Source organism: Paraburkholderia ginsengiterrae (genome assembly GCF_001645125.1).
GTDB classification, from domain to species: domain Bacteria; phylum Pseudomonadota; class Gammaproteobacteria; order Burkholderiales; family Burkholderiaceae; genus Paraburkholderia; species Paraburkholderia ginsengiterrae.
In genome coordinates, this window is the sequence record NZ_LXKA01000393.1 from 168979 (window position 1) to 192676 (window position 23698).

24 protein-coding genes, 1 other RNA gene and 1 riboswitch are annotated in these 23698 nt (G+C 62.3%); of the genes, 11 read left to right on the forward strand and 14 right to left on the reverse strand.

The window, feature by feature from the left end; all coding sequences use genetic code 11:
- Window positions 1-27: 27 nt before the first annotated feature.
- The 4 genes from cobT to A6V37_RS38350 are packed head-to-tail and all read right to left on the reverse strand — an operon-like array spanning window position 28 to window position 4937.
- Window positions 28-1089 (reverse strand): nicotinate-nucleotide--dimethylbenzimidazole phosphoribosyltransferase, encoded by a 1062-nt coding sequence (gene cobT, locus A6V37_RS38335; RefSeq protein WP_064286945.1) that lies wholly within the window; start codon window positions 1087-1089, stop codon window positions 28-30.
- A 36-nt stretch (window positions 1090-1125) separates the two neighbouring features.
- On the reverse strand, window positions 1126-1965 hold the full coding sequence (locus tag A6V37_RS38340) for an ABC transporter ATP-binding protein (RefSeq protein ID WP_064269064.1): 840 nt from the start codon (window positions 1963-1965) through the stop codon (window positions 1126-1128).
- On the reverse strand, window positions 1962-3017 hold the full coding sequence (locus A6V37_RS38345) for a FecCD family ABC transporter permease (RefSeq protein WP_064286946.1): 1056 nt from the start codon (window positions 3015-3017) through the stop codon (window positions 1962-1964). The genes A6V37_RS38340 and A6V37_RS38345 overlap by 4 nt, the downstream gene beginning before the upstream one ends.
- Before the next feature lie 27 nt (window positions 3018-3044).
- Window positions 3045-4937: a TonB-dependent receptor domain-containing protein gene (locus A6V37_RS38350; RefSeq protein WP_064269039.1), complete on the reverse strand. Its 1893-nt coding sequence runs from the start codon at window positions 4935-4937 to the stop codon at window positions 3045-3047.
- 91 nt (window positions 4938-5028) lie between these two features.
- A riboswitch (cobalamin riboswitch) is annotated at window positions 5029-5285 on the reverse strand.
- Window positions 5286-5492: 207 nt separating this feature from the next.
- Between A6V37_RS38350 and A6V37_RS38355 the strand changes: the two genes are divergently transcribed.
- From A6V37_RS38355 to A6V37_RS38375, 5 genes are all read left to right on the forward strand, one after another.
- Complete coding sequence (locus A6V37_RS38355) at window positions 5493-5849, forward strand: hypothetical protein (protein WP_064269038.1); 357 nt, start codon at window positions 5493-5495, stop codon at window positions 5847-5849.
- On the forward strand, window positions 5846-6160 hold the full coding sequence (locus A6V37_RS38360; RefSeq protein ID WP_064269037.1) for a cell division protein ZapA: 315 nt from the start codon (window positions 5846-5848) through the stop codon (window positions 6158-6160). The genes A6V37_RS38355 and A6V37_RS38360 overlap by 4 nt, the downstream gene beginning before the upstream one ends.
- A 126-nt stretch (window positions 6161-6286) precedes the next feature.
- Window positions 6287-6468: non-coding RNA, 6S RNA (gene ssrS, locus A6V37_RS38365), on the forward strand.
- A 152-nt stretch (window positions 6469-6620) separates the two neighbouring features.
- A complete protein-coding gene (locus tag A6V37_RS38370; RefSeq protein WP_064269036.1) occupies window positions 6621-7079 on the forward strand; it encodes an EVE domain-containing protein in 459 nt (152 codons plus the stop codon).
- A 207-nt stretch (window positions 7080-7286) separates the two neighbouring features.
- A complete protein-coding gene (locus A6V37_RS38375; RefSeq protein WP_064269035.1) occupies window positions 7287-8015 on the forward strand; it encodes an SIMPL domain-containing protein in 729 nt (242 codons plus the stop codon).
- A 92-nt stretch (window positions 8016-8107) separates the two neighbouring features.
- Here A6V37_RS38375 and lgt read toward each other — a convergent pair whose 3' ends face one another.
- Both lgt and A6V37_RS38385 read right to left on the reverse strand, forming a co-directional pair.
- The gene (gene lgt, locus A6V37_RS38380; protein WP_064269034.1) at window positions 8108-9013 is read right to left on the reverse strand and encodes a prolipoprotein diacylglyceryl transferase; all 906 of its coding nucleotides are present in this window, start codon (window positions 9011-9013) and stop codon (window positions 8108-8110) included.
- A gap of 119 nt (window positions 9014-9132) precedes the next feature.
- Window positions 9133-10119 (reverse strand): LysR family transcriptional regulator, encoded by a 987-nt coding sequence (locus tag A6V37_RS38385; protein ID WP_064269033.1) that lies wholly within the window; start codon window positions 10117-10119, stop codon window positions 9133-9135.
- A 180-nt stretch (window positions 10120-10299) separates the two neighbouring features.
- On the opposite strand from A6V37_RS38385, the gene ilvD reads away from it, so the two are divergent.
- Window positions 10300-11973, forward strand: a complete 1674-nt coding sequence (ilvD, locus tag A6V37_RS38390) for a dihydroxy-acid dehydratase (RefSeq protein ID WP_064286947.1) — start codon at window positions 10300-10302, stop codon at window positions 11971-11973.
- Window positions 11974-12096: 123 nt separating this feature from the next.
- Complete coding sequence (locus A6V37_RS38395) at window positions 12097-12435, forward strand: c-type cytochrome (RefSeq protein ID WP_064269031.1); 339 nt, start codon at window positions 12097-12099, stop codon at window positions 12433-12435.
- 74 nt (window positions 12436-12509) lie between these two features.
- Here the strand turns inward: A6V37_RS38395 and A6V37_RS43310 are convergent, their stop codons facing one another.
- From A6V37_RS43310 to A6V37_RS38410, 4 genes are all read right to left on the reverse strand, one after another.
- Window positions 12510-12755, reverse strand: coding sequence for a DUF2486 family protein (locus tag A6V37_RS43310; protein WP_425262298.1), 246 nt, complete (start codon window positions 12753-12755; stop codon window positions 12510-12512).
- Between the two features lie 9 nt (window positions 12756-12764).
- Window positions 12765-13199 carry a hypothetical protein gene (locus tag A6V37_RS43315; protein ID WP_425262297.1) on the reverse strand — a complete coding sequence of 145 codons (435 nt, stop codon included), beginning with the start codon at window positions 13197-13199 and terminating at the stop codon, window positions 12765-12767.
- Window positions 13200-13296: 97 nt separating this feature from the next.
- Window positions 13297-13713, reverse strand: coding sequence for a DNA polymerase III subunit chi (locus tag A6V37_RS38405; protein ID WP_064269029.1), 417 nt, complete (start codon window positions 13711-13713; stop codon window positions 13297-13299).
- 88 nt (window positions 13714-13801) lie between these two features.
- Window positions 13802-15343, reverse strand: a complete 1542-nt coding sequence (locus tag A6V37_RS38410; RefSeq protein WP_064286948.1) for a leucyl aminopeptidase — start codon at window positions 15341-15343, stop codon at window positions 13802-13804.
- 137 nt (window positions 15344-15480) lie between these two features.
- Between A6V37_RS38410 and lptF the strand changes: the two genes are divergently transcribed.
- The 3 genes from lptF to A6V37_RS38425 are packed head-to-tail and all read left to right on the forward strand — an operon-like array spanning window position 15481 to window position 18110.
- The gene (gene lptF / locus A6V37_RS38415; RefSeq protein ID WP_064286949.1) at window positions 15481-16578 is read left to right on the forward strand and encodes an LPS export ABC transporter permease LptF; all 1098 of its coding nucleotides are present in this window, start codon (window positions 15481-15483) and stop codon (window positions 16576-16578) included.
- 3 nt (window positions 16579-16581) lie between these two features.
- Window positions 16582-17730, forward strand: coding sequence for an LPS export ABC transporter permease LptG (lptG, locus tag A6V37_RS38420; protein WP_064269026.1), 1149 nt, complete (start codon window positions 16582-16584; stop codon window positions 17728-17730).
- 11 nt (window positions 17731-17741) lie between these two features.
- Window positions 17742-18110, forward strand: a complete 369-nt coding sequence (locus A6V37_RS38425) for a sirohydrochlorin chelatase (RefSeq protein ID WP_064269025.1) — start codon at window positions 17742-17744, stop codon at window positions 18108-18110.
- 725 nt (window positions 18111-18835) lie between these two features.
- On the opposite strand, the gene A6V37_RS42970 is transcribed toward A6V37_RS38425, so the two are convergent.
- Window positions 18836-19261, reverse strand: a complete 426-nt coding sequence (locus A6V37_RS42970; protein ID WP_082902748.1) for a tlde1 domain-containing protein — start codon at window positions 19259-19261, stop codon at window positions 18836-18838.
- 368 nt (window positions 19262-19629) lie between these two features.
- Here A6V37_RS42970 and A6V37_RS38435 point away from each other — a divergent pair, with 368 nt between their 5' ends.
- Window positions 19630-20082 (forward strand): hypothetical protein, encoded by a 453-nt coding sequence (locus tag A6V37_RS38435; RefSeq protein WP_064269023.1) that lies wholly within the window; start codon window positions 19630-19632, stop codon window positions 20080-20082.
- A gap of 421 nt (window positions 20083-20503) precedes the next feature.
- On the opposite strand, the gene cobA is transcribed toward A6V37_RS38435, so the two are convergent.
- Genes cobA through cysD form a run of 3 tightly spaced genes read right to left on the reverse strand, consistent with a single transcriptional unit; the run spans window position 20504 to window position 23616 of the window.
- Window positions 20504-21259 (reverse strand): uroporphyrinogen-III C-methyltransferase, encoded by a 756-nt coding sequence (gene cobA, locus A6V37_RS38440; protein ID WP_064269063.1) that lies wholly within the window; start codon window positions 21257-21259, stop codon window positions 20504-20506.
- Between the two features lie 52 nt (window positions 21260-21311).
- Window positions 21312-22628, reverse strand: coding sequence for a sulfate adenylyltransferase subunit 1 (locus A6V37_RS38445; RefSeq protein WP_064269022.1), 1317 nt, complete (start codon window positions 22626-22628; stop codon window positions 21312-21314).
- Window positions 22629-22653: 25 nt separating this feature from the next.
- Window positions 22654-23616, reverse strand: coding sequence for a sulfate adenylyltransferase subunit CysD (gene cysD, locus A6V37_RS38450; protein WP_064286950.1), 963 nt, complete (start codon window positions 23614-23616; stop codon window positions 22654-22656).
- Window positions 23617-23698: the final 82 nt, after the last annotated feature.

Here is a 23698-nt window from a genome sequence, read left to right on the forward strand (position 1 = left end):
ACCAGGTACCTGTTCTCGTCTGACGGATCAGACATCGCGATTTGCGACGCCTGCCGATTCGAAGCTCGCCATCTCGTTCACGAACGCCGCCGCCGCGCGCAGCAACGGCACCGCGAGCGCCGCGCCGCTGCCTTCGCCCAGACGCATGTCGAGCGCCAACAACGGCTGCGCGCCGAAATGATCGAGCATGCGCCGATGCCCCGCTTCGTTCGACGCATGCGCGAACACGCAGTACTCCCGCACGCTCGGCGCCAGGGCGTCGGCAATCAGCAATGCCGAGGTAGCGATGAAGCCATCGACCAGAATCGTCATGCGAGCCTCGGCCGCCGCGAGATAGGCGCCCGCCATCATCGCGATCTCGAAGCCGCCGAACGTGGCGAGCACCTCGAACGGATCGGTGGAAACGGGGTGATGCGCGAGCGCCGACGCCAGCACGTTGCGCTTTCTGGCGAGTCCCGCATTGTCGAGCCCCGTGCCGCGCCCAACGCATTCGTCGATCGGCACGCCGCACAGACGGCTCATCAGACATGCGGCCGCGGAGGTATTGGCAATCCCCATCTCGCCGAAGCCGATCACGTTGCTGCCGAGCGCCGCGTGGTGCCGCACGCGCAGCGCGCCCGCCCGCATCGCGGCGAGTGCCTGGTCGCGCGTCATGGCGGGCTCGTGCGCGAAGTTGCGCGTGCCGGCCGCGACCGGAATGTCGACGAGTCCTGCCGTCGACGGCAACGGCGTCGCGATGCCCGCGTTGACCACTTCGAGTTCGAGGCCCGCGACCCGGCTCAAGGCGTTGATCGCCGCGCCGCCCGCGAGAAAATTGGCGACCATCTGCGCGGTCACCGCCTGCGGATAGGGGCTGACGCCTTCCGCGGCAATGCCGTGATCGCCCGCAAACACGATCATCGCGGGACGGTTCACGGTGGGATGCGTGGTGCGCTGAATCAGGCCCATCTGACGCGCGAGCGTCTCGAGGCGGCCCAGGCTGCCAGGCGGTTTGGTCTTCGTGTCGATGATGTGCTGCAACTCGGCGCGCAGCGACTGATCGAGCGGTTCGACTTCGGGCAGTCCGGGAAAACGTGGCAATGAAGTCATGAGCGTTTCTGAAAAGAGTCTGTCTGGATTAAACGGTTAGCTTGCCGGCGTGTCATGATCCGCCAGCGATTCATGATACGAACGCGGCGCGGGAATCAATGCCTCGTGCTCCCCGTCGCGAATCAGAATCAACGGATAGCCAAACGCACGGCTTGCTCGCGCCGGGGTCAGCACGTCGCGCGCCGGTCCGGCATAGGCGCCGCCTTCGCCATCGAGCAGCAGCGCATGGGTCGCGAAGCGGCGCGCGAGGTTCAGGTCATGGCACGAAAACATCACTGTACGCCGAGGCTCGCGCGTCCAGGCAGCGAGCGCCTCGAGGCAGTCGATCTGATGATGCAGATCGAGATGCGACAGCGGTTCGTCGAGCAGCAGCAAGGGGGCGTCCTGGCACAACACCGCGGCCAGCGCCACGCGCTGACGCTCGCCGCCCGAGAGCGAGAGCACATCGCGTGCGGCGAATGCGGCAAGACCCAGCAGGTTCAGCGCGGCCATGGCCGCCTCGCGGTCAGCCTCGCGCTCCCAGCCCCAGCCGGTCAGGTGTGGGAAGCGGTTCAGCAGCACGATATCGAGCACACTCGCGCTGAACGCGTCAGGCGCGCTTTGCGGCATCAGCGCGCGCCGTTGCGCGAGAGGCAGCGGCGGCCAGTCGGCCACGCGCACGCCGTCGAGTTCGACATGGCCCGCCGCGGGCCGCAGCAGACCCGCGAGCGTGGACAGCAGCGTGGTCTTGCCCGCGCCGTTCGGACCGGCAACGCACCAGATCTCGCCGCTATAGAACGTATGCGTGAATGCCTCGAGCAAAGTGCGCGTACCGGCCCGCAAGGTCAGATCTTGCGCGCTGAGCACGGATGGGGAGGCGTCGTGAGCTTGCATCATCTGCGGCGGCGCAACAGCATCCACAGAAACACTGGCACGCCGATGATCGAGGTGATCACGCCAACCGGCAACTGGCCCGGCGCGATCACGGTGCGCGCGATCAGGTCCGCGCCCATCACCGCGACGCCACCGCCGAGCGCGGCGCCCGGCAGCAGCATGCGCTGATCGTTGCCGAACGCGAGCCGCAGCATATGCGGCACGACCAGCCCGACAAAGCCGATGGTGCCCGCCGTCGTCACCGCCGCGGCCGCCGCCAGCGAGGCCGCCAGATACACCCGCAAGCGCAGCGGCATCACCGCGACGCCCAACGCCTGCGCGGCCGCGTCGCCACGCAGCAGCACATTCAGACGCGGCGCGGCGGGCACGATCGCCACCAGCACGATGACGAGCGTGGCGAGCGCCACCCATGGCATCGCGCCGCCGTTGAGGTCACCGGTCAGCCAGAACAGCATGCCGCGCAGACGATTGTCAGGCGCGAGGTTGAGCAGCAAGGTAATCAATGCCCCCCAACCCGCGGCGATCACCGCGCCGGTCAGCAGCAAACGGGGCGACGTGTCCTGCGGTTCGCCGCGCCACAACTCCCGGCGCGCGAGGCCGAGCACCAGCAGGATCGAAACGAATGCGCCGGCAAACGCGCTGGCGTCGACGATCCACCATGCGCAGCCGGCGATCATCGCGACGAGCGCGAAGGTCGCCGCCCCGCCTGATACGCCCAAAACATAGGGCTCGGCTAACGGATTGCGCAACAGCACTTGCAGCAGCGCGCCCGCCAACGCGAGCAATGCGCCGCATGCGAAACCGGCCAACGCACGCGGCAAACGCAGCGTGCGGACGATCTCGCCGGCCAGATCGGCGGAGCCGACAGGCGAACCATGCGACGGCATCAGCGCGGCCAGCACATGCATGGGTGCGAGCGCAACGCTGCCGAGCGCGAGCGATGCCATCAGCACCGCCAGCGCAATCACAGCGAGCGCGCACCAGATCGCGGCCGCACGCTTCGCGCTCATCACGCGCAGCGTTGCGGCAGGCATCGGACCCGAATGGCGATTCATCCGTGCGCTCTCAACGCAGCGTATCCGTCACTGCTGCTGCCAGCCGAGCGTGAGATACGCACCGCGCCGCGGCGAGTTATACGAGTAGGCCGTTTCATAGTCCTTGTTCAACAGATTCTGGATTTGCGCCGCCACGTACCATGCCTTCGTGAAGTTGTAGCGCGCCGACAGATTCACGACGCCGTAGCCGCCCAGCTTGCCGCTGCTATCGTTACTCGGGCCGCTCACGATCCACTCGCCGCCCACGCGCCACCCCGCGATACTACGATTCACCGTCAGCGAGCCGAAGCGCCGCGCACGCCGCACGAGGTCGACATCGTTGTCGAGGTCGACGGGGTTTTGCAGCGTGACGGACGCACGCACGTCCGTCTTGCCGACATGGCCGCTCCACGATCCTTCGAGCCCCTGCACTTTCGCACGGCCCACGTTCTCAGCCAGGTAGATGCCGGGCGACACCTGCGGATAGTCGATCAGATCCGAATAGCGCGTCTGGAATGCGGTGACACGCATCACGCCGAGCGCAGTCGATGCGTACTGCAGCGCCGCTTCAATCGAGTGGCTGCGCTCCGGCTGGATCGATGGATTGCCGCTGATTGGATAGTACAGATCGTCGAAGCTCGGTGCGCGAAACGAATCCGAATAGCTTGCGGTCACCTTCCAATTCCCGGTGATATCGAAACCGTAGCCGAGATAGTAACTGTTTGCTCCGCCAAAATCGGAATACTGGTCGCGCCGCACGTTGGCCTGAATCTGGTTGCGCCCAAAGCGCCCCGTATAGCCGATAAAGCCCGAATCCACATGCCGGTCCGGCGCCGCGAACGTATCCGAGTCGAGGCTCTGATCGAGATGCTCGTAGCCTGCCTGCAGCTTCTGCTGCGCGGCCAGCGCGAAATCGTTCTGCCACGTGTACTGGCGATTGTCGGTGTCGAAGCGGCCGTTATACACGCCGTTGGTATTCGACACGCTGCGGTCATCGCCCTCGGCGACGACGAAGTGGGTCGTCCACCAGTCGGTCAGCTTGCCGTTCGCGAACGCGGAGACCTGTCGCACTTTGCTGTACAGATTGTTCAAATCGGTCGGCGCGCCATAGGCGTTGTCGTAGCTGTCGTTGCCGTTCGACTGGAAATAGCTGACGCCGGCGTCCCACTTGTCGTTGAACTTGTGGCGCAACGAGGCCGTGATGCTCTCGTTCAGATAGCCGTTTGCATTCGGATTGGCGTTGGGCGCCTCGAGGGGATTGAGCGACGAGAAGCCGTCGTCCTTCGAACGCGCGAGCGAAATGCTGAAGGTCGTGTTGCCGTCTTTATCCAGTGCACCGTTCACGCCCGCCTGCTGCGTCTGCGTGTGATAGCTGCCGTAGCCCACCGAAAAATTGAAACGCGGCGGATGGTCGCCGCCGTCTTTCGTGAACACCTGCACCACGCCACCGATCGCACCCGACCCGTATAACGCGGACACGTTGCCGTTCACCACCTCGACGTGATCGATCTGGTCGAGCGGAATCTGCGCGAGTTGCGACGAACCCAGGCTCACCGAATCGACGCGCACGCCGTCGATCAGCACCAGCGATTGCGTCGACGACGCCCCCCGCAAGAACAGGCTCGTGGTTGAACCCGGGCCACCGGTGCGCGAAATCTGCGCGCCTGGCGCGAGTTGCAGCAGGCCGGGCAAGTCGGTCGCGGTGGTGTCGGCGATATCCTGCTGATCGAACAGCGAAGTCTGCGGGATCGTATCGGCAAGTGCTTGCGGCCCGCGATCCGCGGTAACGACAACGGGCGACAATACCGTGGGCGATGGACTCGCGGTCGAGGCGTTCGCCGCCGGCGTAGATGGCGATGAAGACGAAGCGGCCTGCGCATGCGCGACGCTCGGCAGGCTCGCGAAGGCGAGTAACGCCGCGCGAGCGATAGGGGACAACATGGGATGAGATTCCTGTGGATAGCGTGCGCAGCCCGCTTCCCCGCAGGCCGATGCGTAACGAGGCGCCCGCGTATTTAACATTGTCGCGCGGGACAGTCCTCTCCCTCTGGCCGGTATCCGGGCTGGCGATGCATCGATCCCGCCTTCCCACGCGTAACGCGCAGTGGCACACTCGCGTGTTGAACCTCGAACACACGATCAGGATCGACCTGCATGATGAATGCGGTCGCTTACCGTTGCGGGGGCAGCACAGGTTGGCGCGTTCAGGTGAACGGCGCGCCCTGCTTCCCGTTTAACTGCGTGCGCCGTTGAAAAACGCACGCGAGCACCAGAGTGCGGCCAGTTTAGGAGCGGCCTCGGGGTCCGTCAAGAATGCCGGGGCCATAGGCAATATGTTCTGTTGCACGCGGCTTATCGTCCGACGCATGAGTACTTTTTCATCAAAGGTTCGATAAAAGGCGGCATAAAGCGATGTTGTTACGTCTCGAAACGAGACAATTATCGGAACCTGCAGCAATCCGCGCTAAAATGCGATGTCTTTAGAGGACGCAGCACATGCTCACCGAACTCGAAACACTTTCACAGAATATCGGCAAGCTGATCGCGATCAGCCAGCGCCACAATGACGCGCGTCTCGCGCTCGAAGAGCAACTCGCCCAGGCGCGCGCCGAAGCCGAAGCCACGCGCACGGAACTTGCAATGCTGCGCGAGGAGCGTGATGCGCTGCAAGCGGAACGCGACGCACTGTCCGCGAAAATCGACGACGCACAGGTGCGCCTGAATGCGATTATCGAAAAGCTGCCGCGTGCCCGCGCGCACAGCGAGCCGGATAACCAGCTCGATCTGCTCGAACCGGCTCAGCACGAAGCCGAAGCCGAGAGCGACGCGACCCGCCACGGAGAAAATGCATGACCACCAAGCAGATCGAAGTATCGATTCTCGGCGTGCCCTATCGCCTCGCCTGCTCGCCTGAAACCGAAGGTGCGCTGCTCGAAGCGGTTGCACGTGTCGACGCCGAGATGTCGAAGATCCGCAACAACAGCAACGTGCGCGGCACGGATCGCATTGCCGTCATGGCTGCGCTGTCGCTGGCATCGGAACTGCTTAAGCTGCAAACGAGCGTGCGACACGGAGAAGCATTTCCCGCTGAGGAAATCCGGCGTACAATGCACCAAATGAACGAGCAACTGGGTACTGTGATTCAGCAGTACAGCATGCAGTAAAGTAGCCAGTAGCGGCATTGCAGTGTCTCAAGCAGCCGGTCCTGAGATCGGTTGCGGATTCAAACGGAATGTGTGAGCATTGGCTGGCAAACGTTTGAGTCCAATAGGTTTAGCATCATCGGTTTAGCTTCCCTGCCTGGTTCGCCAAGGTCATATATTCCTTGAACCAATGCCATGTGCACGGTTGCGGAAATTTGTAGCACGGGTGTGCGCGTCACTCTGTCTGATGTACCCGAAGTGTTGCTAACTGCGACCAATTCTGAACCCCCGGTTCAGGATGCCGGCCTAGCGGCTAAGGCGGGGACCTTATCTAGAACGGCATCGGACTTCGGTTCGGTGCCGTTTTTCTTTGGGCGCTTGTTGAGCACCTGTTCAACGCCTGTTTGACGCATGTTGAGCGCCTCGATACGTTTCGATCCAACCATCCGCATCGTCAACCTCTTAACGTTCAATTCGATTCATGCGCTACTGGCTAATGAAGTCCGAACCGGACGAAGCAAGCATCGACCATCTCGCTAACGCACCGCAACGCACGTTGCCGTGGACCGGCGTGCGCAACTATCAGGCGCGCAATTTCATGCGCGACATGATGCAGGTCGGCGACGGCGTGCTGTTCTATCACTCGAGTTGTCCTGAGCCCGGCATCGCGGGAATCGCGGAGGTATCGTCCACCGCTTATCCCGACCCCACGCAGTTCGACAAAAAGAGTCCTTACTACGACGAGAAGTCGTCGCAAGAAACACCGCGTTGGCTGCTGGTCGACGTGGTGTTCAAAAAGAAGATTCCGTTGATTCCGCTTGCCGCGCTGCGCGAGCACGACGAACTCAAGGACATGCGCGTGCTCGCCAAAGGCAACCGCCTGTCGATTACGCCGGTGACCGAAGCCGAATGGCGCTTCATCACCAAACGGCTCGCCTGAAAGCACGCGATTGATCGGCCCGCAAGAGAATGTCCATCGGGCGTGTGCCATACGTGGCAGCGCAAACGTTAAAGCAACGTTAAACCTGGGAACCAAGCCCGGGTTACAAGCGCCTAACGGACTCACAAAAGGGACGCGCAAACGCCATGCCATTGCGCGGCGTTCACCCCAATCGTGCACAACCCTGTTCTAGCAAGGAGTCCAACAATGACGAAAAACACCGCACGTGCACTCGCTCTCGCCCTCGCCTGCGTGGCACCGGCCGCGCTCGCGCTGACGCCGGCCATGGCCCGCGCACAAGCCGCCGCGCCGTATCAGCCCGCGGGCGTGTTGTCGCTGAACGCACAAGCCAGCGCGGAAGTGCCGCAAGACGTCGTCGATATCACGCTGTTCTACGAGCAGGAAGCGAGCGATCCGTCGGCGCTCACGTCAACGCTGAATCAGCGCGCCGATTCGGCGCTGCAAAAAGCCAAGGGCGTGAGCGGCGTGACCGCCCGCACGGGCTCGTTCTCGATCTTCCCGTCCACCGACCGTGACGGGCGCATTTCCGCATGGCGCGGCCGCACGGAGATCGTGCTCGAATCGCACGATTTCGCGGCGGCGTCGAAGCTCGCGGGTCAAATGGCATCGATCATGCAAGTCGGCAATGTCCAGTTCTCGCTCTCGCCTGAGGCACAGCGCGCCGCCGAGCAGAAGCTCACCGGCGAAGCGATCAAATCGTTCCGCGAGCAGGCCGCTTCATCCGCGCAGGCGTTCGGCTACAACAGCTATTCGATTCGCGAGGTCAACGTCGGCCACAACGGCGTGATGCCCCGTCCGATGATGATGAGCGCCCGCGCCATGAGCGCCGACGCGAAGGCCTCGGCGCCCGTGCCGATTGAAGGCGGCACGTCGACCGTGACCGTCAACGTGTCGGGCTCGGTGCAGATGAAGTAACACTGCGCGCGCGATGCGCGGCTCGCCAAAGAAAACGCCACGGCATGCCGTGGCGTTTTTTATTGACCACTCGCTACGATAAAGCGTAGCGCTCAGCTCGCGTTGACGGCCTGCGCCGGTTCGCGGCGCGCGCGGCGATACGACCACACGAGCATGGCGATACCGCCGAGGATCATTGGCAGCGACAGCCATTGCCCCATGGAAAGCCCCATGGCCAGCAGCCCGAGGAAATCGTCCGGCTCGCGCGCGAATTCGACCGTGAAGCGCGCGAGGCCATAGCCGATCAGGAACACCGCGGAAATCGCGCCCATCGGCTTCGGTTTGCGCGAGAAGAAGAACAGCACGAAAAAGAGCGCCACACCTTCCAGCGCAATTTCATACAGCTCGGACGGATGACGCGGCAGCATGTGATATTGCGCGAACACTTCGTTCAGATGCCATTGCGCGGCCAGTTGCGGATGCGCGGAAAGCCATGCGGCGTCGTCGGGCGCGGCGCCTGGAAACAGCATCGCCCAGGGCGCAGCCGGGTCCGTCACACGGCCCCACAACTCACCGTTGATAAAGTTGCCGAGACGGCCCGCCGCGAGCCCGGTCGGCACCATCGGCGCGACGAAGTCGGTGACCTGCAGCCACGAGCGCTTGCGCTGATACGCGAACAGCACCATGGCGAAGGTCACGCCAAGGAAGCCGCCGTGAAACGACATGCCGCCCTCCCACACCTTGAAGATGTCGAGCGGATGCGCGAAATAGAAGCTCGCTTTATAGAACAGCACGTAGCCGAGCCGGCCGCCGAGAATCGTGCCTAACACGCCGTAGAACAGCATGTCGTCGATATCTTTCGCGGTCCAGCCTTGCGCGGCGACGTACGGCAAGCGCAGACGCAGCCGGCCGACGACGATTGCCGCGATGAACGCGACGAGGTACATCAGTCCATACCAGCGCACTGCGAGCGGCCCCAGATGAATGGCAACGGGGTCGAAATTCGGGTGAATGAGCATCGTGTTGTTATGGGCAGTTCAGGTTCAGAAGCGGGTTTTGCAGGCATGGGCGGCGGTCCCCGCACCATGCGGCGCATGCATTGGACGGTCCAGCCCGCCATGCGTTCGCTGCGGCGCCGCTAAACATGCGGCGCGGCGGCTGACTGGGCCTCGACGGTCGCGGCGTGCGCCCGCACGATCTCGATGAAACCGGCCAGCACCGGACTCACCTCCGCCGTGCGCCAGACCAGGCCTGTCTCGATCGCGGGCACCGACTCGGCGAGCGGCCGGTACACCACGCCGGTGCGGCGCAGATTACGCAACGATTGCGGCACCAGTGCGACACCCATGCCGGCAGACACGAGGCTCACGATCGTCTGCATCTGGATCGCTTCCTGGCCGATCCGGGGCGCGAGGCCCGCTACGCCGTAGCAATCCATAATGATGTCATAAAAGCCTGGCGCCAGCCGTCTTGGGAAGATCACGAGCGGCGCGTCGGCCACGTCGCGCAGGCTGATCGGCGTGTCCAGCCACTCGGCGCGCGGGTCGGCATGAGCGGCGGCCGCGCCGGACACCCGCGCCGCCATCTCCGTCGACATGGCGATCACCAGCGGCTCGCGCGCGATCGGCAGCCACGACAGTTGCGTGGCGTGGCGCGACGGCAGCGGCGCGATCACGAGGCCCGCGTCGATGCGCCCGGCCATCAGTTCCTCCACCTGCACGTCGCTGGTGGCTTCGGTCAATTCGAGCCGCACGCGCGGGTGGCGCGCGCCGAAGTCGCGCAGCAACAGCGGCAGCAAGCCGTAATCCGCGGTGGAAACGAACGCCAGCGACAGCACGCCGGCTTCGCCGCGCGCCAGGCTCTGCGCGAGCGGCCGCAACGCCTCGGCGCTCGCCAGCAGGCGCTGCACTTCGGGCAGCAGATCGGCGCCCACCGGCGTCAGTTCGACCGAACGCTTGGTGCGCGCGAACAGTTCGACGCCGAGCGTCTCCTCGAGCGCCCGGATCGCCTGCGACAGGGGCGGCTGCGTCATGGACAGGCGCACGGCCGCCCGCCCGAAGTGCTTTTCTTCGGCGACGGTGACGAAATAGCGTAACTGGCGCAGGTCGGGAATGGCAGGCAGCATGATTAATACATTTTACGACCTAATGAGCCACGAATAATATATTGGATGCGCGCCTGGCAAAACTGCATCCTTGTGCGACGCCCCGGCACTAAACTGAACTGACGCGTCGGCACGGCCGGCGTCCGCACCGCCGCAGTCAGGATCAGGCACCGATCAAAACAAAACAGACTGGAGTTCCCCATGGCATACAACCGTCGTTCCAGGAATATCACGCAAGGCGTGGCGCGCTCGCCGAACCGCTCGATGTACTACGCGCTCGGCTATCAGAAGGAAGACTTCGACAAGCCGATGATCGGCATCGCCAACGGCCACTCGACCATCACCCCCTGCAACGCCGGCCTGCAGCGGCTCGCGGACGCGGCTGTCGCCGCAATCAAGGCGTCGGACGCGAATCCGCAGATCTTCGGCACGCCGACGATCTCGGACGGCATGTCGATGGGCACCGAAGGCATGAAGTACTCGCTCGTGTCGCGCGAAGTCATCGCCGACTGTGTCGAGACCTGCGTGCAAGGCCAATGGATGGACGGCGTGGTCGTGATCGGCGGCTGCGACAAGAACATGCCGGGCGGGATGATCGGCATGCTGCGCACGAACGTGCCGAGCATTTACGTGTACGGCGGCACGATCCGTCCGGGCAACTGGAAGGGCACCGATCTGACCATCGTGTCGTCGTTCGAAGCCGTGGGCGAATTCACAGCGGGCCGGATGTCGCAGGAAGACTTCGAAGGGGTCGAACGCAACGCCTGCCCGACCACGGGTTCGTGCGGCGGCATGTACACCGCGAATACGATGAGCTCGTCGTTCGAGGCACTGGGCATGTCGCTGCTGTATTCGTCGACCATGGCCAATCCCGATCAGGAGAAGGTCGATTCGGCCGCCGAATCGGCACGCGTGCTGGTCGAAGCGGTCCGGAAGGATCTGAAGCCGCGCGACATCGTCACGAAGAAGTCGATTGAAAACGCCGTGGCGCTGATCATGGCGACCGGCGGCTCGACCAATGCCGTGCTGCACTATCTGGCGATCGCGCATGCGGCGGAAGTGGAATGGAGCATCGAAGACTTCGAGCGCATGCGCAAGAAAGTGCCGGTGCTCTGCAACCTGAAGCCGTCGGGCCAGTACGTGGCGACCGATCTGCACAAGGCAGGCGGCATTCCGCAAGTCCTGAAGATCCTGCTCGACGCGGGCCTTCTGCACGGCGATTGCATGACCATCACCGGCAAGACCCTCGCCGAAGAACTGAAGGACGTGCCGGCCAAGCCGCGCGCCGATCAGCAGGTGATTTTTCCGGTGGATAAGGCACTCTACAAGGAGGGCCACCTCGCGATCCTGAAGGGCAACCTGGCCGTTGACGGCGCGGTCGCCAAGATCACCGGCCTGAAGAACCCGGTGATTACCGGCCCGGCTCGCGTGTTCGACGACGAGCAAAGCGCGCTGGAAGCGATTCTGGCCGACAAGATCGTGGCCGGCGACGTGGTGGTGCTGCGCTACCTCGGCCCGAAGGGCGGCCCCGGCATGCCGGAAATGCTCGCGCCGACGTCGGCGATCATCGGCAAGGGTCTCGGCGAAACCGTGGGTTTGATCACCGACGGCCGCTTCTCTGGCGGCACCTGGGGCATGGTGGTCGGCCACGTCGCGCCGGAGGCTTTCGTGGGCGGCGCGATTGCGTTCGTGCAGGAAGGCGACTCGATCACGATCGACGCGCACCAGTTGCTGCTGCAACTGAACGTCGACGACGCCGAACTCCAGCGCCGCCGCACCGCCTGGCAACAGCCGAAGCCGCGTTATACGAGTGGCGTGATGGCGAAATACTTCGCGCTGGCGCTGCCGGCCAACAAGGGCGCTATTACGGGCTAAGGCTCGGGCTAAAGCGCGGGCTAAGCTACGTAAAAGCGAAAGGGGCGCACGAAAAACCGTGCGCCCCTTTCCTTTTATAATGCCAGCACCACTAGTCGGGCACCTGCACCGGCGGAGACCAGAATGAAATCCATGTCGTATGCAGCGCTTGCCGTAGCGGGCATGCTGGGCGTTACTTTAGGCGCCGGCAGTCCGGCGGCGCATGCCGAAGCCGCCGGACTCTCGCTGGCCCAGCAACAGAACTGCATGAGTTGCCACGCGGTGACGCGTCCCTTCATGGGTCCGGCGCTGCATGACATCGCGGCGAAATATGCCGACCGCGACGACGCCGCCACGTACCTGAAGCACAAAATTCTGGACGGCAGCACAGGGGTATGGGGGGTTGTGCCGATGCCCGCCAACACGCAACTCACGCCCGACCAGGCCGCCACGCTGGCGAGCTGGGTGCTGACGCTCAAATAACGATCTCCAGACGAAAGCGCCGCGCTCGAGGCGCAACGCGCCGGCGCCGCTCACAACGCCAGCGTTTCACCCAATCAGGCGTGGCCCGAACGCCGCGCGATCTCTGCCTCGACCGCTTCCCGCACCCAGCCAGTCATTTCGCTCTCCAGCGTCAGCGCCACTTCACGCGTGATCTGGTTGACGAGCCACGTGGTGTGTTCCTGCAACGCCGCGCGGCTGTGCGCCTCGATGATGGCGCGCCCTTCGCCCGTCAGAAAGCCCGCGAAGCGCCCGCGTAGGTTCTCGGCGATGACCTCGGCATCAAGACCCGGGTGCGCCAGCGCGGCGCTCTAGTGAACGTCGTGAACGATATCCGGCGGCACGGTGGCGCCCGCCTCGAAGGGCGTGGCCGGCTCAAGCCGGTCGAACACGCCCGCTGAGGGCGCATCCACACCCCCGTGCGGATGCCGCGCTGCCGCGCCATGATGCGCGCGCGAGCGCTTTTTCGGGTGATGAGGGTCGGCCGGCTGCGACGCATGCGCCGCTTCTTCCGCGGCATGCGCGGCGTCGTCAGGGCCATGCTCGGGTTCCGGCGCCACGGCGGCGGGTTCAGGCGCCACGGCGGGCTCCTGCTGCGGCGTCAGCACCGGCTCCGTGCGGAACTCCGGCTCGCGCGGCGCGTCGGGCTGCGCTGTGCCGCTCGACGCTGGCTGCGACGGCACAGCATGGCCCGGCACGAGAACCTCGTGCAGAACTGGGATGGAATCGTCATTGGGATCGGACACGCACACTCTCCGTGTTTGAGTCGGAACGGAAGCAGGCGGCGGCGCCGAGTGCCGAATCCTCAGGACCCGGCGCCATGCGGCGCGGGCGCAACGGGATCTAGCCGCCTTGCTTGTAGTTGTTCAAAGCATAGCCGCGATCGCGATAGAAGCGATACCGTTCGCGGCCCGCGGCGAGTTCGTCTGGTGCGTTACCGACCACTTCCAGCAATCTCTCGAAGCGCGCGAATTGCGCCGGCACCGTGGCACCGAGATTGAGCAGCACCTGATGGTGCGGAACGTCGTCGAGGCTCGAGGTCAGCACGATTGGGGTTTGTGCCGCAAGCGGCGTGCCCGCCATGCAGTGCGGCACGAAGTCGAGCGGCGAGAAGGTCCACAGCAGTTCGTCGAAGGCCCGCAGGCGCGCGGGCTCGGCCAGCACGATGGTCGGCTGGTCCGCCTGATACGCCTTGCGGATCAGGCGGCACGCATACAGCAGCGAATCGCCGACGTTCGAGTGAAAGTCGATTCTCGTCATCGGCGGCTCCGCTTTGCGACTACGGCCTGCCTTGTTGCTGGGCTTGCTGCCGGATTTGCTGCCGCGTATGCAACGCTACTGCATTGCATCATTGTGCAGCGCGACCGTCCGCGGCCCGACCGTCAGCGGCCCGGTCGATCAGGAACTGCGCGAGCAACGGCACCGGACGGCCGGTGGCGCCCTTCGCCGCGCCGCCCTTCCAGGCCGTACCCGCGATATCCAGGTGCGCCCACGGATACGCTTCGGTGAAGCGCGACAGGAAGCACGCCGCCGTCACGCTGCCGGCCGGACGGCCGCCGATGTTAGCCATGTCCGCGAAGTTCGACTTGAGCTGGTCCTGATACTCGTCGTCGAGCGGCATGCGCCAGGCCGGATCGGATGCTTCACGCGATGCGTCGAGCAGCTCGCCCGCCAGCGCATCGTCTTTCGAGTACAGGGCGCTGTTGTGGTGGCCCAGCGCGATGATGCAGGCGCCCGTGAGCGTGGCCACGTCGATTACCGCGGCCGGCTTGAAGCGCTCCGCGTAGGTCAGCGCGTCGCACAGGATCAGGCGGCCTTCGGCGTCGGTGTTCAGCACTTCGATCGTCAGGCCCTTCATGCTGGTGACGATGTCGCCCGGCTTGGTGGCCGTGGACGACGGCATGTTCTCGACCGCCGGAATGATGGCCACAACGTTGATTTTCAAGCCCATTTCGGCGACGGCGCGCATCGTGCCCAGCACCGAGCCGGCGCCGCACATGTCGTACTTCATCTCGTCCATGCCTTCGCCCGGCTTGAGCGAGATGCCGCCCGTGTCGAACGTCACGCCCTTGCCGACCAGCACGACCGGCGCGGCCTTCACGGCGCCGCCCTGGTACTGCAGCACGATGAATTGCGCCGGCTCGGTCGAACCCGCCGTGACCGACAGGTACGAACCCATCTTGAGCGCTTCAGCCTGCTTCTCGCCGAGCACTTCGACCTTCATCTTCCAGTCTTTGGCGAGCTTCTTCGCGGTGTTGGCGAGGTAGGTCGGCGTGCAGACGTTGCTCGGCAGGTTGCCGAGGTCGCGCGTCAGGTCCATGCCGTTGGCGAGTGCGGCGCCCTGCTTCGCGGCCACCTTGGCGGCCTTCTCGTCGCCGGTGTTGACGCTGAAGACGATGCGCTTCAAAGCGCGAGCCGAGTTCTCCGGCTTGCTCTTCATCTGCGTGAACTTGTAGGTCAGTTCGCGCAGGGCCAGGATCGCGGCGCGCACGCCCCAATCCGACGAACGCTCGAGGATCGGCAGTTGGGCAAGCGTGAAGGTCACCTGGACGATCTTGGTGGCGAGCAGCGCGCGCCAGGCGGCCCGGACGGCTTCGACGTAGGCTTTCTGACTGAAAGCGTCCTGTTTGCCGAGGCCGACCAGCAGCACGCGCGAGGCACCGATGCCCGACACTTCGTGCAGGAACAGCGTGGTGCCCGCCTTGCCTTCCATGTCGCCGGCCTTGATGATGCGGGTCAGCAGGCCGCGGGTGGCCTCGTCGATCTCAAGAGCCGCGCCCGAGAGCGTTTGCGACTCGAACACACCGATTACGATGCAATCGGATTTCCCCGTCAGGAAACCGTTTGACGAGCCTTTGGTCCAATCACAGGCTTTTATGCTAAAGTCCATCGCGCTTGTCCTCGGATAAAATCTGGGCTTAGGATGAAAGCCGCAATTATCCGCTATTTTTCCCGCGGCGGCTGCACCAGGGGTGTGACGGGGAGTAACCCGCGCGCCACTGAGAGCGCCCCCTCTCGTCATCAATAATGATCTTCGAACGCTCCCTCCAGCGCGAGCTCGCGTATACGGCTGGTGCCGTGTTCATGGTTCTCCTCACGCTCGTGCTGACCACGATGATGATCCGCATCGTCGGCTTCGCAGCCTCGGGCGAGATCGACCCGCGCGACGTGCTGGTCCTGATCGGCCTGACCGTGATCGGCTACCTGGCAATCATGCTCGTCGCGACCCTGTTCGTGTCGATCCTGTTCGTCCTGACACGCTGGTACAAAGACTCCGAGATGGTCGTGTGGCTGTCCTCGGGCGTAAGCCTCACGCAGTTCATCAAGCCGATCGGCATCTTTGCCACGCCGATCATCATCCTCATCATGTTCTTCGTGTTCGTCGGCTGGCCGTGGTCGAACCAGCAGAGCAAGCTGATCCGCGCGCGCTTCCAGCAGCGTGACGAGGTCTCGCTGCTCGCGCCGGGCCAGTTCCGCGAGTCGGCCACAAGCCACCGCGTGTTCTTCATAGAGAAGATGTCGCCCGACCAGGGGCACGTGGAGAACGTGTTCGTGACCAGCACCGAAAACGGCAAGGTCAATGTGGTGGTGTCGAAGAACGGCCATACCGAGACGCATAAGAACGGTGACCGCTTCGTCGTGCTGGAAAACGGCCGCCGCTACGACGGCGAACCGGGCCACCCGGATTTCCGGATCATGGAGTTCGAGCGCTATGGCGTGAAGATTCAGAGCCAGCCGGTCGTCAGCACGCCCACTACCACCGGCCTGCCCACGCTCACGCTGCTGCGCAATCCGACCAACGAGAACCTGGCCGAATTTGCCTGGCGCGCGGGGCTGCCGCTCATCGCGATCAACCTGATGCTGCTGGCGATTCCGCTCGCGCACCAGAACCCGCGGCGCAGCCGCACCATCAATCTGGTGATGGCCGTTCTCATCTATTTGACGTATTCGAACCTGTTGAACGTGGTGCAGTCGTGGATCGAGCAGGGCAAGATGTCATTCAGCGTGGGGCTGGTGGTCCTGCATGTGATCGTTGCGGCGATCGTCGCGTTCATTTTCTGGCTGCGTGTGCGCAACCGGCCGCTATTCACGCGGGCGTCGTTCAGCCGTTCGCAGGGGGCCTGACCGATGCGCATTTATGAAAGGTACTTCGCGCGTCAGGTCTACCTCACGTTCGTCTTCATTCTGTTTGCGTTTTCGGGTCTATTCTTCTTCTTCGACCTGATCAACGAACTGAACTCGGTTGGCCACGGCAACTACAAGTTCCAGTACGCGGTGCTGCGGGTTGCGTTGCAAACGCCGTCGCGCTTCTATGAAATCATTCCGGTCGCCGCTTTGATTAGTGCGATCTATGTCTTCGCACAAATGGCGGCGAACTCCGAGTACACGATTTTCCGCGTGTCCGGGCTTGCCACCAATCAGGCGCTGCGTTCGCTGCTGAAGATCGGCATTCCGCTGGTGCTGCTCACGTATCTGATCGGCGAAGTGGTCGGCCCTTACACGGACCAGTTGTCCGAACGTGTGCGGCTCGAGGCGCTCGGATCATCCGTGTCGACTAATTTCGAGTCTGGTGTGTGGGTGAAAGATACGCTCACCGCGCGCGCGGACGGCGAACAGGTCACACGCTTCGTGAACGTGGGCGAGCTGAAGCCTGACGCGACGATCAGCAATGTGCGCATCTATGAATTCGATTCGCAATTCCGTCTCTCGAACGTGCGGACTGCGCAGAGCGGCAAGTATCAGCCCCCGGGCCATTGGCAGTTGACTGGCGTGACCGATACGCAACTGATCGACGTGCCTCCTCCGTCGGGCACGCCGGCCGACGCGCTGAATCCTGTATATCGGGCACAGCAGGTGTCAGTGCCAGAATATTCGCTGCGCTCGGAGTTGACGCCGCAGATTCTGTCGGTGCTGCTGGTGTCGCCGGATCGTATGTCGATGTTCAATCTGTTTCGCTACATTCAGCATTTGACCGAGAATCATCAGGACACCCAGCGGTATGAAATTGCGTTGTGGCGCAAGCTGCTTTATCCGTTTGCGGTGTTCGTGATGCTCGTGCTGTCGTTGCCGTTTGCATATCTGCATACGCGCGCTGGCGTGGTGGGGATGAAAGTCTTTGGCGGGATTATGCTGGGGATGAGTTTTCAGCTCTTCAACACGTTGTTCTCGCATATCGGTACGTTGAATACCTGGCCTGCGCCTTTGACTGCGGCGACGCCTGGGCTCGTCTATCTCGTGCTTGGGTTGGTTGGGTTGAAGTGGGTTGATCGTCATTAGGAGTTGGCGTCATGGCTATGCACGGGATTGTTCTGTTTGGGCATGGCGCGCGGGATGTGCGGTGGCGGGAGCCGTTTGAAAGGCTTGCTGGGAAGTTGCGGGCTGCTCGCGGTTCGGAGCCTGTGGTGTTGGCGTTTCTTGAGTTGATGGAGCCGGATCTTTCTACTGCTGTGAGCGGACTCGTCGCCGGCGGGTGTGATGTGGTTACCGTTGTGCCGGTTTTTTTTGGGCAAGGTGGGCATGTCAGGAAGGATTTGCCTCTTTTGGTCGAGCAGTGTCAGGCTGCGTATCCTTCTGTTCTGATTCGGTGCGCTGGCGCTGTCGGCGAAGATGAGGCGGTGTTGGATGCCGTTGCACTTTATTGCCTTCGGCAGGTTTGAGGTTTTTTTGGTTTTTTGGTTTTTTTGCTGCGGGTTTGGTGGTCTGCTTGCCGTGGCTTCATTTCTAGTTTTTTTCTGCCTCAATTGGCGCTTTGGCTGTGCTCGTCGGGTGTTGGCCTTTCCTTGATTTCACGACGGTCTATTAGCGTTGCCCCTGTGCGGGGCGGCACCTACTTTCTTTGCGGCGGCAAAGAAAGTAGGCAAAGAAAGCCGCTTCACACCGCTAATTCTTAAGCGGAGCCCCTGGCTTGGAGGGGGTAGTGGTGCATCTGGAATCTGTCATCTCGCGCACTCCGCGTGAGTGACAAGGCAGTCATTCTTCCGACAGCGCTGCGCGCGCCGCCGCGGTACTTCACTTCGGGCAACTGGGTGGGCCTGCGGGCTGAGCCTCGATTAAAGAGCCCCGCGTACGTGGACCTTTCTCTTTCGGTACGTTGACTATCTCGTCCTGGTACCGCGAGCGAGCAAAATCCACACGACGCGCATGGCAAGTGCGACCACTACGCAGCATGTAACAAGCAAGCACGTAAGGGCAGTTGTTTCGATAAAGTCTTCGTCGAATAAGTCCTCCCGCCCGCTTGCCTCGATAACGGCGGCAATCACGTTCCACAGCCAGATCGGTATCCAGAACGAAGACCTCGAAATTAGCGCACCGAGAGTCCATACGCCGACGCACCATGTAGCGAATACACCAAGCACTCGCGGAACACGGATAAGAATGGCTTTCATCGCACTTCGACCGTACCGTATGCGCGCAACGTTGAGCCTGGGACGGGCAAGTCTGCCTGGTGCGAACGAATGTACCGCCGAAGGCTATCGAAGGCGAACGGACTAACGACAGTAATACACCCTTGACTCAACCTCATCGGCCCTTCGGGATGCAGCCTGAAATGTCCTCGCCTGATGCCGTTAATCATCGTCGTGTCTCCGCCGTGAGCGTTCCAGAGCATGAACCATTTCGTATGGTCACCAAACCCAAACATTACGACGTTGAAGTCATTTTGTTTCTTAAAAAGAATGTGCACCTTACCGGCATAGGATCCCCCTTTAGAAGTAATCCCAGGCGCCCTGGAACGCGGGGAAATAGGACCAACTGAAAGTCTGGCGGCGCTAAGCGCGCCGTTGCGACACCTCGGCAACCTTCGCCACATTACTCGCTGAATATTCTTTAGCGCTGTAGTCCCTTATTCCTTGATGCCCGAGAAAATTCAGAAAATATCCTGCGGCTCACCCTTTAGCTCGCTTAGGCGATCACTCGTGAATCAATACGATTTAAACTCGATTCACCGTCAAAACAGTGACGGTCGGGTTTGACAGCCTGCCACCCAAACCTGCACACCTGCCCAAGCAGAGTGTGCGACTATATCTGCACGTCCTATTGTTATGGGCGGGCCGTGATAGGGAGACCCTAGGGTCTGCTGGTTTGGTTTGGGCCAGTCTGTCAACCGTATCACTGAGCCCGCTCACCACCGTGCAAACGAGTGTTGAGCGATCTACATCAGCTTCAGGGAGATCGCAAATGAGTAAATCCGCCAAGAATTCTCGCCCCGCTTCGCGCCCACCTGTTGATGCGCTTCAATACGAAAAACTCGCGCTATCTGCTTTTGACCTCATCGAACGGCAGAAGGGGCAACTGGATAAGCTGATCACATTTGTAGCCTCAATATATAGGAGTCCTGCTGTGACACACGACGAGAGGCAACACCAGCGAACACTACTGGGTTTATTGATTGATACGGTGGAGGATTATCAGCGAGAAGTGGAGGTCGACCGCGAGTTGTATCGGGTCATTGCGCTTGATGCGAAGGGAATTTCTCAAACCCGCCTCACCGCGCGTCACGCGACGAAGCTTCTGACGAAGGCGAGCAAGAAAGCATCAAATGGCCGCGAGCGCATTGGCGCGGCCGGGGTGATGCAGTGCAAGCACATTCGCTTCAAAACCACTCAGCGCCGTACAGCGACAGCACACTGACACGGACTCGCACGACATAGCGTAGCAAGACAGCCCCACACCGCACAAAACGAACCAAACGGTTTATGAACTACCGCGACGGCGCGCGAAGCGCCGCCGGAAGAACAACTCCTTTGTCAGCGCAAACGGAGCCACATGTTTTGAGCGGGCCGTTCCGGCGAGCGCGTAGCGCGAGGCGGGAAGAATGACTGCCTTGTCACCAAGGTGGAGTGTGCGAGAACACAGATTCCAGATGCACCACTACCCCCTCCAAGCCAGGGGACCCGCTTAAGAATTTGCGGTGTGAAGCGGCTTTCTTTGCCTACTTTCTTTGCCGCCGCAAAGAAAGTAGGTGCCGCCCCGCACAGGGGCAACGCTAATAGACCACCGTGAATTCAAGGAAAGGCCAACAACACCCGGGGAAAACAGACAGACAAACAAATCAAGCTGCCACCAACAACCCACCCGCGGAGCGCCCAACCTCAACCTGCCGGGCAGCAAACGCTTCCCCGATCATCAACAAACTGGGCTGCGAAGCATCGACCCACTTGACAGCCTCGCCAGCAGCAAGCTCTTCAAGCGTAAAAGTAACCGTCCTCTCACGCGAGGTACTACAAGCCTCAACAATGGCGACAGGCGTAGAAGCAGACCTCCCAGCATCAATCAACTGCTGAGCAATCTCAACCCCACTATCCCGGCCCATATAAAACACGAGCGAATCTGCATTCACGTGCTCGCGAATCTCCTCAGACCCAGGCGCCCGACTAAAAGTAGCCAGCGCAACACTGCGCGAAACACCCCGCAGAGTGAGAGACCGTTTCAGAGAAGCCGCACTGGCGAGAGCCGCCGTAATCCCAGGCACAACCTCATACTCGATACCAGCAGCCTCGAGCGCCCGCATCTCTTCATCGGCACGCCCGAACAACATAGGATCACCGCCCTTGAGCCGCACGACAACATCGTGCTCCAAAGCAGCATCCACAATCTGCTTGTTGATGAACTGCTGCGCCGTCGACAACTGCCCGCACCGCTTACCTACAGCAATCCGCCGCGCATGCGAAGGCGCATAGTCCAACATGGCAGGTTCGACGAGCGCATCGTGCAACACGACATCGGCGGTGCCGAGAAGCCGCGCGCCGCGCACCGTGATCAGGTCCGCAGCACCCGGCCCCGCGCCGATCAGATAAACCTTACCCATTCGCGTCAACCTGTCCATTAACCCATCAGCGATACGCGGCAAAACCTGGCACTTACGCCGAAAACGCCCGAATCATCCCGGCAGCAACAGTATGATGCGTCGCTTCGTCGATCAGCACGAACGCCCCCGTCCCCTGATGCGTGTCATACACATCGCACACCAGCGGCTTCTGCAACGTCAGCGCCACGCGGCCAATATCGTTCATCGCCAGTTCCTTGCGATCGGTCGCCTGCGACAGCGTATGCACGTCGAGCACTTCCTTGATCGCACCGATGCGCGCGAACACCGTATTGGTGGTCTGCTTCAACAGATACTTGCGGTGCGTCGACAGCGGCGTGTCGTCGAACCAGCACAGGTCCGCTTCCAGCTTCTTCGCCGGCTCCGGCGCCGCCTCGCTCAGCACGAACGTATCGCCGCGCGACACGTCCACATCTTCAGCCAGACGAATCGTCACCGTTTGACCCGCAAATGCGCGGTCCACCTGCGCCGTGCCGCCCACCACCGGAGCGATGATCTCGGCAACCGTCGCTTCGCGATTCGCCGGCAACACGACAATCGTGTCGCCCACCTTCACTTCGCCAGCTTCGACACGGCCCATGTAGCCGCGGAAATCGTCAGCCTGGCTGCCGTCCTGGCGCGCCACCCATTGCACCGGGAAACGCAGCGCCTGGCCCGTCGGTACTTCGACCGGCAACGCTTCGAGCAAGTCGAGCAGCGGCTCGCCCGCGTACCAGGGCATGCTTTCGCTCGCGGTCACGATGTTGTCGCCCTTGAGCGCCGACACCGGCACGAAGCGCACATCGCTCAAACCGAGATGGCGCGCAAGCTCAACATACGCATCGCGGATCTCGTTGAAACGCTGCTCGCTGTAGTCGACCAGATCCATCTTGTTGATCGCGACGATTGCATGCTGCAGGCCGAGCAGCTTCACGATCGCGCTATGGCGCTTGGTCTGCGGCAGCAGTTGCGCCACACCGTCCACAAAGGTCACGCGCGTCGCGTCGACCAGGATGATTGCGGCGTGCGCCGTCGACGCACCCGTCACCATGTTGCGCGTGTACTGCTCGTGGCCCGGCGTGTCGGCGATGATGAACTTGCGCTTGGCGGTCGCGAAGTAACGGTACGCCACGTCGATCGTAATGCCCTGCTCGCGTTCGGCTTCGAGGCCGTCGGTCAACAGCGACAGGTCGATTTCGTCGCCCACGGTACGCTTGTTCTTCGCGCGCGACAGGGCCGAAAGCTGGTCGGAGAGCACCGCCTTGCTGTCGTACAGCAGGCGGCCGATCAACGTGCTCTTGCCGTCGTCCACGCTGCCCGCGGTAATGAAACGCAGCACGCCGAGGTCTTCAGGTTGATGAATACTACTCATGATTGCATTGCCCTCGTTCGTGTGCTTAGAAATAACCTTGCTTCTTGCGCTGTTCCATCGCGGCTTCGGAAACCTGATCGTCCATCCGCGTCGCGCCACGTTCCGTGATTTCAGTCACGGCCGTTTCGGCGATGATCTTCTCGAGATTGTCCGCATCGCTTTCCACCGGGCACGTGCAGCTGATGTCGCCCACGGTGCGGAAACGCACCAGCGCGGTTTCGCTGGTCTCGCCTTCACGCATCGGCGTGAGCGGCGTAACCGGCACGAGCAGGCCGTTGCGGCGCACGATCTCGCGCTGGTGCGCGTAGTAGATCGACGGCAGTTCGAGATTTTCGCGAGCGATGTACTGCCACACGTCGAGTTCGGTCCAGTTCGAAATCGGGAACACGCGCAGGTGTTCGCCGTTATGCAGACGCGCGTTGTACAGGCTCCACAGTTCCGGGCGCTGCGCCTTCGGATCCCATTGGCCGAACTCGTCGCGGAACGAGAAAATCCGCTCTTTCGCACGGGCCTTTTCTTCATCGCGGCGCGCGCCGCCGATCAACGCGGTATAGCCGTGGTGTTCGATGGTTTCGAGCAGCGTGACGGCCTGCGCGGCATTGCGCGAATCTGTCTCGCGGCGCAGACGCACGGTGCCGCGCTTGATCGAATCTTCCACATGGCCCACCACCAGTTCGGCGCCAATCTCTTTCGCACGACGATCGCGGAAGTCGATCACTTCGTCGTAGTTGTGGCCGGTGTCGATGTGCACGAGCGGGAACGGCAGAACGGTCTTGCGATTCGCACCGATGCCGAACGCCTTCAGCGCGAGCGCCAGCACCACGACCGAATCCTTGCCACCGGAAAACAGTAGCGCAGGCTTGCTGCATTCCGCGACCAGTTCGCGCAGGATGTGAATCGGCTCGGCTTCGAGCCAGTCGAGGTGGTCCATCCGGTTTGCGGTGTTGGCGAGCGGTGCGTTCACAATGGGATCGAGCGTGGTGCTCATGTTTGGGTCCTTCTTCAATTCGCCTGGCGGACGGTTGCCCGCCACGCGGAAGTATTCAAATCGGTATATTCGGCATCCAAAC

Excerpts from the sequence above, each read along its gene's own strand:
- cobT (WP_064286945.1), bottom strand. The coding sequence starts at position 1,089 with ATGACTTCATTGCCACGTTTTCCCGGACTGCCCGAAGTCGAACCGCTC.
- A6V37_RS38340 (WP_064269064.1), bottom strand. The coding sequence starts at position 1,965 with ATGATGCAAGCTCACGACGCCTCCCCATCCGTGCTCAGCGCGCAAGAT.
- A6V37_RS38345 (WP_064286946.1), bottom strand. The coding sequence starts at position 3,017 with ATGAATCGCCATTCGGGTCCGATGCCTGCCGCAACGCTGCGCGTGATG.
- A6V37_RS38350 (WP_064269039.1), bottom strand. The coding sequence starts at position 4,937 with ATGTTGTCCCCTATCGCTCGCGCGGCGTTACTCGCCTTCGCGAGCCTG.
- A6V37_RS38355 (WP_064269038.1), top strand. The coding sequence starts at position 5,493 with ATGCTCACCGAACTCGAAACACTTTCACAGAATATCGGCAAGCTGATC.
- A6V37_RS38360 (WP_064269037.1), top strand. The coding sequence starts at position 5,846 with ATGACCACCAAGCAGATCGAAGTATCGATTCTCGGCGTGCCCTATCGC.
- A6V37_RS38370 (WP_064269036.1), top strand. The coding sequence starts at position 6,621 with ATGCGCTACTGGCTAATGAAGTCCGAACCGGACGAAGCAAGCATCGAC.
- A6V37_RS38375 (WP_064269035.1), top strand. The coding sequence starts at position 7,287 with ATGACGAAAAACACCGCACGTGCACTCGCTCTCGCCCTCGCCTGCGTG.
- lgt (WP_064269034.1), bottom strand. The coding sequence starts at position 9,013 with ATGCTCATTCACCCGAATTTCGACCCCGTTGCCATTCATCTGGGGCCG.
- A6V37_RS38385 (WP_064269033.1), bottom strand. The coding sequence starts at position 10,119 with ATGCTGCCTGCCATTCCCGACCTGCGCCAGTTACGCTATTTCGTCACC.
- ilvD (WP_064286947.1), top strand. The coding sequence starts at position 10,300 with ATGGCATACAACCGTCGTTCCAGGAATATCACGCAAGGCGTGGCGCGC.
- A6V37_RS38395 (WP_064269031.1), top strand. The coding sequence starts at position 12,097 with ATGAAATCCATGTCGTATGCAGCGCTTGCCGTAGCGGGCATGCTGGGC.
- A6V37_RS38405 (WP_064269029.1), bottom strand. The coding sequence starts at position 13,713 with ATGACGAGAATCGACTTTCACTCGAACGTCGGCGATTCGCTGCTGTAT.
- A6V37_RS38410 (WP_064286948.1), bottom strand. The coding sequence starts at position 15,343 with ATGGACTTTAGCATAAAAGCCTGTGATTGGACCAAAGGCTCGTCAAAC.
- lptF (WP_064286949.1), top strand. The coding sequence starts at position 15,481 with ATGATCTTCGAACGCTCCCTCCAGCGCGAGCTCGCGTATACGGCTGGT.
- lptG (WP_064269026.1), top strand. The coding sequence starts at position 16,582 with ATGCGCATTTATGAAAGGTACTTCGCGCGTCAGGTCTACCTCACGTTC.
- A6V37_RS38425 (WP_064269025.1), top strand. The coding sequence starts at position 17,742 with ATGGCTATGCACGGGATTGTTCTGTTTGGGCATGGCGCGCGGGATGTG.
- A6V37_RS42970 (WP_082902748.1), bottom strand. The coding sequence starts at position 19,261 with ATGTGGCGAAGGTTGCCGAGGTGTCGCAACGGCGCGCTTAGCGCCGCC.
- A6V37_RS38435 (WP_064269023.1), top strand. The coding sequence starts at position 19,630 with ATGAGTAAATCCGCCAAGAATTCTCGCCCCGCTTCGCGCCCACCTGTT.
- cobA (WP_064269063.1), bottom strand. The coding sequence starts at position 21,259 with ATGGGTAAGGTTTATCTGATCGGCGCGGGGCCGGGTGCTGCGGACCTG.
- A6V37_RS38445 (WP_064269022.1), bottom strand. The coding sequence starts at position 22,628 with ATGAGTAGTATTCATCAACCTGAAGACCTCGGCGTGCTGCGTTTCATT.
- cysD (WP_064286950.1), bottom strand. The coding sequence starts at position 23,616 with ATGAGCACCACGCTCGATCCCATTGTGAACGCACCGCTCGCCAACACC.